This is a genomic window from Flavobacterium sp. (genome assembly GCF_035760125.1).
Taxonomy (GTDB): domain Bacteria; phylum Bacteroidota; class Bacteroidia; order Flavobacteriales; family Flavobacteriaceae; genus Flavobacterium.
The window spans coordinates 1-8248 of the sequence record NZ_DASTTN010000561.1 but is presented as its reverse complement, the minus strand read 5'-3'; the positions used below and the strand labels follow the sequence as shown (position 1 = coordinate 8248).

General features: G+C 32.3%; 7 protein-coding genes. 3 read left to right on the top strand and 4 right to left on the bottom strand.

The window, feature by feature from the left end; genetic code table 11:
• Nucleotides 1-102 precede the first annotated feature (102 nt).
• Nucleotides 103-864, bottom strand: coding sequence for an alpha/beta fold hydrolase (locus VFS71_RS20125; protein WP_326403506.1), 762 nt, complete (start codon nt 862-864; stop codon nt 103-105).
• 342 nt (nt 865-1206) lie between these two features.
• Between VFS71_RS20125 and VFS71_RS20120 the strand changes: the two genes are divergently transcribed.
• Complete coding sequence (locus VFS71_RS20120; protein ID WP_326403505.1) at nt 1207-2508, top strand: hypothetical protein; 1302 nt, start codon at nt 1207-1209, stop codon at nt 2506-2508.
• Nucleotides 2509-2555: 47 nt separating this feature from the next.
• Here VFS71_RS20120 and VFS71_RS20115 read toward each other — a convergent pair whose 3' ends face one another.
• From VFS71_RS20115 to VFS71_RS20105, 3 genes are all read right to left on the bottom strand, one after another.
• Nucleotides 2556-3422 (bottom strand): DUF4249 domain-containing protein, encoded by an 867-nt coding sequence (locus VFS71_RS20115; protein ID WP_326403504.1) that lies wholly within the window; start codon nt 3420-3422, stop codon nt 2556-2558.
• Nucleotides 3423-3425: 3 nt separating this feature from the next.
• Nucleotides 3426-5702, bottom strand: coding sequence for a TonB-dependent receptor (locus tag VFS71_RS20110; RefSeq protein WP_326403503.1), 2277 nt, complete (start codon nt 5700-5702; stop codon nt 3426-3428).
• 93 nt (nt 5703-5795) lie between these two features.
• Complete coding sequence (locus VFS71_RS20105) at nt 5796-6509, bottom strand: pyridoxine 5'-phosphate synthase (RefSeq protein WP_326403502.1); 714 nt, start codon at nt 6507-6509, stop codon at nt 5796-5798.
• Nucleotides 6510-6624: 115 nt separating this feature from the next.
• Here VFS71_RS20105 and VFS71_RS20100 point away from each other — a divergent pair, with 115 nt between their 5' ends.
• Complete coding sequence (locus VFS71_RS20100) at nt 6625-7284, top strand: CBS domain-containing protein (RefSeq protein ID WP_326403501.1); 660 nt, start codon at nt 6625-6627, stop codon at nt 7282-7284.
• Between the two features lie 64 nt (nt 7285-7348).
• Nucleotides 7349-8233 (top strand): NAD kinase, encoded by an 885-nt coding sequence (locus VFS71_RS20095; RefSeq protein WP_326403500.1) that lies wholly within the window; start codon nt 7349-7351, stop codon nt 8231-8233.
• The last annotated feature ends 15 nt before the right edge of the window (nt 8234-8248 follow it).

Here is an 8248-nt window from a genome sequence, read left to right as displayed (position 1 = left end):
CCAAAAACTAATCCTGCGGTAACAATTATTCTAATAATCAAATTCATAGTCTCGTCTTTTAAAATTTCAATAAATATAACAAATTTTCTAAACTATATTAAATTATTTTAAAAAAGCACTTGCTAATTCATAAAACATTGTAGGGTTTTCGGCATGTAACCAATGACCAACATTAGGAATTGTAGCGACTGTTGAAGACGGGAAATGTGCTTTAATTTCATCAAAATCACTATCAAGTATGTAATTAGAACTTCCCCCACGTATAAAAAGAGTCGGTTTTTCAAAAATCAAATCTGCGCCTAATGCCTTTCCGATTTCATCAATTTTTCTATTGAAAACGTCCAAATTAAAACGGAAAGCCAATTGCCCAGGTTCTTGCCAATATAAACTTTTCATCAAAAATTGACGTGTCCCAAAATCTGGTATATAATTTTTCATTATTTCTTCAACCTCATTCCGGCTAGGTTTAACTGAAAAATCTACAGCATTCAATCCCGCCAATATATCCTGATGATGCGGAGCATAAAATTTAGGCCCGATATCTGCCACCAACAATTTATCAACTAAATCTGGATAAGAAGTAGCCAAAAGCATAGCTGTTTTTCCTCCCATCGAGTGACCTATAACATCAATCGACTCAAGACCGTTTGCCTGACAATAGTCAAAAACATCTTGAACCATAATTTCATAACTAAATTCATCCGAATGAAAACTGCGTCCATGATTGCGCAAATCCAACATATGCACCTGAAAACCATCGGCAACAAATTGAGTCCCTAAAGTTTTCCAATTATCAGACATTCCAAGAAAACCGTGAAGTATTAATAAAGGCTTTCCTGAACCTTCTATTTTTGAGTACAGCATTATAATTTAAGAATTTAGATTATAGAATTTAGATTTCATCAGATCCAATTCAATAATCAATTTATAAAACTATTTTATTAGTGAAAAGACTAAGCAAAGATATAAAAAATGGATTTTTAAACAACTAGGAATTTCGATGTGTTTTTAAGAAAAATATCACTAAAAGTGGGTATTGCATAAACAATTAAAACAACCTATTTTAGCCGAAAATGGACAATAATAACTCGTTTTTTTAATTAAAAATAACAAAAAAATACTTTCAAACACAATAAGTTATTAAACAGACATATACAAAAAACAAACATTCAAAAACTTTACATTATTAACATTAAATCTAAAAAAATGATTAAAAAATTCCTTTTACTTTCTGTTGTTATTTCTCAACTTACAATTTCTTGCAGTAAAGAAGACACCCCTACAGATCCTAGCGAACAAAATTTAGACACTCAAATTGCAGAAATTGTAAAACTACCTTATTCTTCATTAAAACCAGAACAACAAAAAGTAAAACTTGAAGCTGAAGCAAATGACATGCTGCTTCAAATGGACAAATCAAAAACGTCTGGAGCTATTGAAGCTATTGAAAATCTTGGAGATTTACTAAGTATAAATTCTATTGACATTTTTGACGGCAAAAGCGATAATCAAATTGAAGACATCCTAAATGTTTCAGGAGTATACGGCATCTATACTTGGGACAATACAAACCAAGTTTGGATTAAGACTGTCTCATCTACAGAGTTGAAATTTATTTTCCCTGCAAAAAAGAACCAAACAACAAATAACGCCAGCTTATCTTCTAACAGCACTTCATCTGACATAAAAGTACCATTTTCCGATACAGACCAGATCTACCTACCAACCTCAGTTTCTGCAATTTTAACTATTGACAATACACAAGCGGCTACATTTGTCATAAATTCAAAATACTCAAACGGAAAAAACACTCCAGATGAATCTGGTTTCAAAATGGCTCTAAATGATGGTTACGCTTGGGAAATCAGTGGTAAAAAAACACCGATGGAAGCTAAATCAGCATTCACATTTAACGGAAACAACATAATTGAATTTAATTCCGGTAGCACTGCTAACATAGACGAACTATTAAAAGATGATGCACTTGTATCATATAGAGGTAAAGCTAACGGTCTTATTAGATTAATGGATAATTTTGTTATAGTATGTGATATGAATATTGAAGGATTAGCTAATGACGAAGCGACTTTAGATCAATCATTAATATATCCAGAAGATTATAATTCTAAAACGCATTATACGGATTTAAGTATTTATAACAAAAACTTCTCTGAGGGATCTGCTCTTGCAAACAATAAAAATGTAAAAATGATTCTTGTTTCAAAAAAAGATGGAACAAAAATTGCAGATGTAATCCAAAAATCTCAAAAAGCTACTATTTATGAATCTCATAGTGTTTGGGTAGACGACAATACTATAGCCACTTATGGTGGTTACTGGAATTGGGATTACAGTATTGCAGGAGCTTTAGTGGAAGAATACGACGAAGTATTATACTTGAAATTCAATGACAATACCGAAGTTGAAATGAGCACTTACTTTTCAACTGGATTTGATAATTTAAATACAAAATTCGAAGATTTCTTAACATCATTTGAAAGAAACTAAATCTATTTAAATTAAAATAAAAAAATGAGGCTACCCAAAAAGTAGCCTCATTTTTTTATTGTCTGAATTGAGACCGTACTTTGCCCATAACCTTCCCAAGCACCTAATCCCCCTTTAATATTAGACTTCAAACTAGTGTTTGCAGGAAATATTGGATTTCTGCCGTTAATAATCTCATTTTGCCAGCTATTCCAAAAATCAAAACCGGATTTACTCATCGTTCGTAACTTCACATAAATCAAATCCCCGTCTGTAAAATAAGGCTTATATTTAGTTTTAGAGAAAACATAAATACCACGAGTTACCTGTAATGAAACTGATCTTGAAATAAAATTGTCGTCATTTAAATTTCCATATAATGACGGTACAAAAATTGGCTCGACTTCATCCACTCTTGTCTCAATTTGATAATAATTTTTTTCCAAATCAGGATCATTAAACTCCAAATAAACAAACCCTGTTGTGTCGCTTATATTTACTTTTCTGTAATCTGCTGATTTTATGTTAACCACAGTGGGAATACTCGTTTTTGCCTCTATTATTTTATTCAGATACTCTATTTTCAAGGAATAAGATTTACCAACTTCACCTATCATTTTAGATCCATAATACACATAAGGAGGCACTCGCCCCTCATCACTTTTCAAACTTAAAACCTCCTCATTTACACCATCAGTTACCGTTACTTTTGCAGAACGAATAAAATAATCAAGAATGGTCGTGGAGTCGATAACAGTATTAATCGGGATACTTCTCGACAAAATCACTTGAGGAACATCCCCTTGCTCAATCCATCCTTCTACAACAATTTTTGATTCACCTTCAACGCTCTTCACATAATCCTCTCTACTGCATGAAATAGAAATCATCCAGATGGACAAAAAAAACACCAACAACAAACAAAAACGCTTCATAATTTAAAATTTAAATCTCCAACTAATTGAAGGCAGAATTGAATATAATTTTTTCTCATCGGTATTGACACTTATTTTTTTTCCATCAACTGTAACTCGCAATACTACATAAATCGGATTAGATATATTAAACATATTAAATACTGAAAAATTCAAAATGCTTTCTTTTTTGGATGTTTTAAAAAAGGAATAATTGACTGAAACATCAGTACGTATATAATTAGGCATCTGCGCATTATTATAACTATCAAATTCCCTTACAGGCGTATTATTGATAAAATACCACGAAGTTGGCAAAGTAAAACGGTTACCCGAACTAAAAAGTTGAGTCAAACCAACATTCCATTTCTCATTAAAATCATACGCCCCAACCAAAGCTAGATTATGTCGTCTATCATATTTAGAATAAAATGGCTCACCATTATTTAGCCCATCAAATTGACGTACAGACCAACTTAACGTATAACTTATCCATCCACTAAACCTTTCATTATCTTTTTTTAACATCCATTCTAATCCATATGCCTCTCCATCACCAGTTAATATATCATTTTTTAAGGAAGTGATCTCATTAAACTGAGTAAGCCCATATGGATATTCAGTTAAATTTTTCATAGAACGATAGTACCCATTTAAGCAAGTGCTAATTTGTTTTGAAATTACTTTATTACTTCCTATCGAAAAATTATCAGAAGATTGAGAAGGAATTCCATCTGAAGCTGCTACCCAAAAATCTGTCGGCACACCTACACTCGATGCCGTAATTAAATTAATGTATTGATTTTGTCTTGTGTATGACGCAAAAAAAGAAAGATCTTTTTTAGGAAAATAATAAATCATTACTCGAGGTTCAAAATGCAGATAAGAAGTATTAGAATCTGTAGCATAATAATTTAGCCTTAAACCTACATCCGCACTAAATCTATCAGATAATTTTGGTTTTAAATTTACAAAAACAACAGCATTATTGGCGTGAATTGTCGTTTCTTCTTCAGATGCAACAGTCCCTAAATTAGAAACTTCAAATCTCTGAGGCAATAAATCATGTATTGTATATTGAAATCCAGACTCAAAAGGAATATTTTTTATATAATATTGAATAGTATTTGAAAAACCTAAATCTTGTATATAGGATGAAAAGTCAATATTAACATCGGCCTGTTTCATTTCTAAATTATTCGCATAACGAGTATAAAAAACAGAATTTTTCATTGTTACTGCATCAGACAACAGACACTTCCAAGTTGAAGAAATCACCATATTACTCCATTTTAAAGCCGTATTCAAGGAAGTTGTTGAGTCCTCCACTCTGAACTTATCTCCACTCAAAAAGGAATCTATAGTCAGACTATTTTTTTTATTAATTTCAGTAATAAAAGTAAAATTACTGTCATAAAACCCGTATCTATAATCCTCAGATTCCTTATTAGAAGACCCTTCACTTGATTTTAACAATGGGCCTACTATCTCGTCAATATAAGTCTTTCTTCCAGAAATATAAAAACCGGTTCTCTCGGCAATAGGAACAGAAAAAGTTATTTGAGAAGATAACAAACCTAAATTTCCTTGTATAGAAAAATCTTTAGGAGCCATTTGATACGGCAAAACCGAAACTGTAGAACTCAAACGGCCACCATACTTTGAATTTGTATTTGATCTATCAAACTGAACTTCGGCAATATGATCTGCATTATAAAAAGGAAAAACGCCTAATAAATGAGCCATGCCATAAACAGTCGCATCGGAATAAAGCATTAGATTATGCCCAGGATCTCCACCCCTCACATAGATATAACTATTACCATCTCCAGAATTCTGGACTCCAGGAGTTAATTGCAACAATTTTATAATATCGGGAGTCCCGGTAAGCGTAGGGACATTACCGATTTTTTGAGGATTAAATGCCAATTTTCCTCCTAAAGCAATTGTCATCGCTTTCTTTTCCTCATTCTGAATAACAACCTCTTTCAATTCAAAATTACTTTCATCTAACACAATAGAAAGAGAAACATCTTTTTTTAAATCTAAATCCAATGATTTGTTTACGAAACCTACGTGACTAACTTCAATTCTGACAGATCCAATTGGAATCTCAATTGAGTATCTTCCAATTGAATCTGTTGCAATATCAAATTTTAGATTTTCACTCGTCAAGAAAGACACATTAGCGCCAATAATTTTTTTTTCAAAATTATCCTTTACAAAACCATTAATTGTCGCTTTAGATTGTGCTATTAAATTAGAAAAACAAAATAAAAAAAGAAGAAGAATTGGTTTCAAAATATAACATTTATTAAGACAACAAAAGGAATAATTAAAAACCAATCCTTTTAACTATTGACTCTTCAATCCTCTAAAAAATTTAATTTAAAATTATTTTAATTTTTGCAGATACATATTCACCACATTGTCCAAACCAAGGTAAATCGCTTCGGAAATTAGAGCGTGCCCAATTGACACTTCCAATAATCCCGGAATATTTTGTTTAAAGAACTGAATATTATCCAAGCTTAAATCGTGACCCGCATTAATCCCTAGACCTAATTCGTTAGCCAAAACTGCAGATTTCACATAGGGATCAATTCCCTTTTCATTTCCTAAACTGTATTGATGTGCAAAAGCTTCGGTATACAATTCAATTCTATCTGTACCCGTTTTTTTTGCACCTTCTATCATCTCAGAAATTGGATCAACAAAAATAGAAGTCCTAATACCGTTTCGTTGAAATTCTTGAATAACTTCAGACAAATACGATTGATTTTTTATAGTGTCCCAACCCGCAGAAGAGGTAATTGCTCCAACTGCATCGGGCACCAAGGTAACTTGATCTGGCATGCATTCTAAAACCAAATCGATGAAATTATGCTGAGGATTTCCCTCTATATTATATTCTGTATAAACAATTGATTTTAAATCCCGGGCATCTTGATACCGAATATGACGCTCATCCGGACGCGGGTGAATCGTTATTCCTTGGCCACCAAACCGCTGAATATCAGCAGCTACTTTCAACAAATCAGGCACATTTCCTCCACGAGCATTACGTAAAGTGGCAATCTTATTTATATTAACGCTAAGTTTTGTCATAGAAACAGGTATTAATAGGTATGTAATTATATTTGATAAGACAAAAATACAAAGTAAAACCTAGCAGATTTTGTATATTTTTGATTATTTTGCATCGATTATTGAGGATACATTTATGACAGATTTAAAAGACTACATTACAAACGACTACAAAGCAATTGATGCTCAAGAAACTATTGGTGCTGTTCAAGATTTCTTTGGTGACTTAACCTTTTCACACTTTCCTGTCGTTGAAGAGGAAATTTTCATTGGAAGTATTGCCGCTGATGACATTGAAACTTTTGACAGTGATAAAAAAGTCAATGAATATAAATATGTACTGGAACATTTTTTTGCTAGAACCGATATGATTTGGCTTGACGTTTTGGAAGTTTTTGCCAAAAACCATACTAACTTAGTTCCCATATTAGATGAAAACAATAGGTATGTTGGATATTATGAAATTGAAGATGTCATTAAATTTTTCCATGAAACCCCTTTTCTAAAAGAACCTGGAGTCATCATTATAGTGAGCAAAAACACTGTTGATTACTCGATGAGTCAAATTGTTCAAATTGTAGAAAGCAACAATGGTAAACTTTTAGGCCTTTTCATTTCAAATTCCGATGTAAATACTGTCGAAGTCACAATTAAAATTAGTGTTGGTTCATTGAATGAGATAATTCAAACTTTCAGAAGATATAACTACGACATAGTTTCAGAACATAACGAAGATAATTACATCAAAAGCTTAAAAGAACGTTCAGACTATTTAGACAAATACTTGAATATGTAATTTTTTTGGATTAGATCATTTTAAAATCCAAAACAACAATAACAAAATATCAAACCCAAAAGAAATGAAAGTAGCTATTTACGGCCAATATTATTTAGTAAGCACAGAACCTATCATAAAAGACATTTTTGTGTTTTTCAACAATAATAATGTCGAAATGGTTATTGAATCCGATTTCTTGAAAATGTTGTATGAAAAAAAAATCATAGAAAACGAATACAACACCTTTTCCTCTCATGATGATTTGGATTCCAGTTATGACATGTTGATCAGCATTGGTGGTGATGGAACTATTCTTAGAGCAGTTACATTGGTTCGCAATTCGGGAGTTCCAATTTTAGGAATAAATGCAGGAAGATTAGGGTTTTTAGCAACAGTACAAAAAGAAAATATAGCAGCGTTCATGCAGCTTGTCATTGATAAAAAATATAAAATCTCAAAAAGAACCTTATTAAGCCTTACCTGTTCACCAGAAAACAAATCTATAGAAGGACTTAATTTTGCCATGAACGAAATATCCGTGAGTCGAAAAGAGACTACATCGATGATAACGATAGATACCTATTTGAACGATGAGTTTTTAACATCATATTGGGCAGACGGATTGATTCTTGCCACGCCAACAGGCTCTACGGGTTACTCTTTGAGTTGTGGAGGGCCTATTTTGACACCCGACGTAAAAAGTTTAGTCATCACACCTATTGCTCCTCATAATCTGAATGCAAGACCTCTTGTCGTTCCGGATGAGACCGAAATTCGCCTAAAAGTCTCTGGCAGAGAACAGCAATATTTAGTATCCTTGGATTCTAGAATAACAAGTGTAGCAAATGATTCGATTTTGACCATAAAAAAGACAAATTTCGAAATAAATATGGTGGAGATACCGGAAGAAACTTTTTTGAAAACCCTAAGAACAAAATTACTTTGGGGTGAGGACAGAAGGAATTAAAACTTCATATACGAA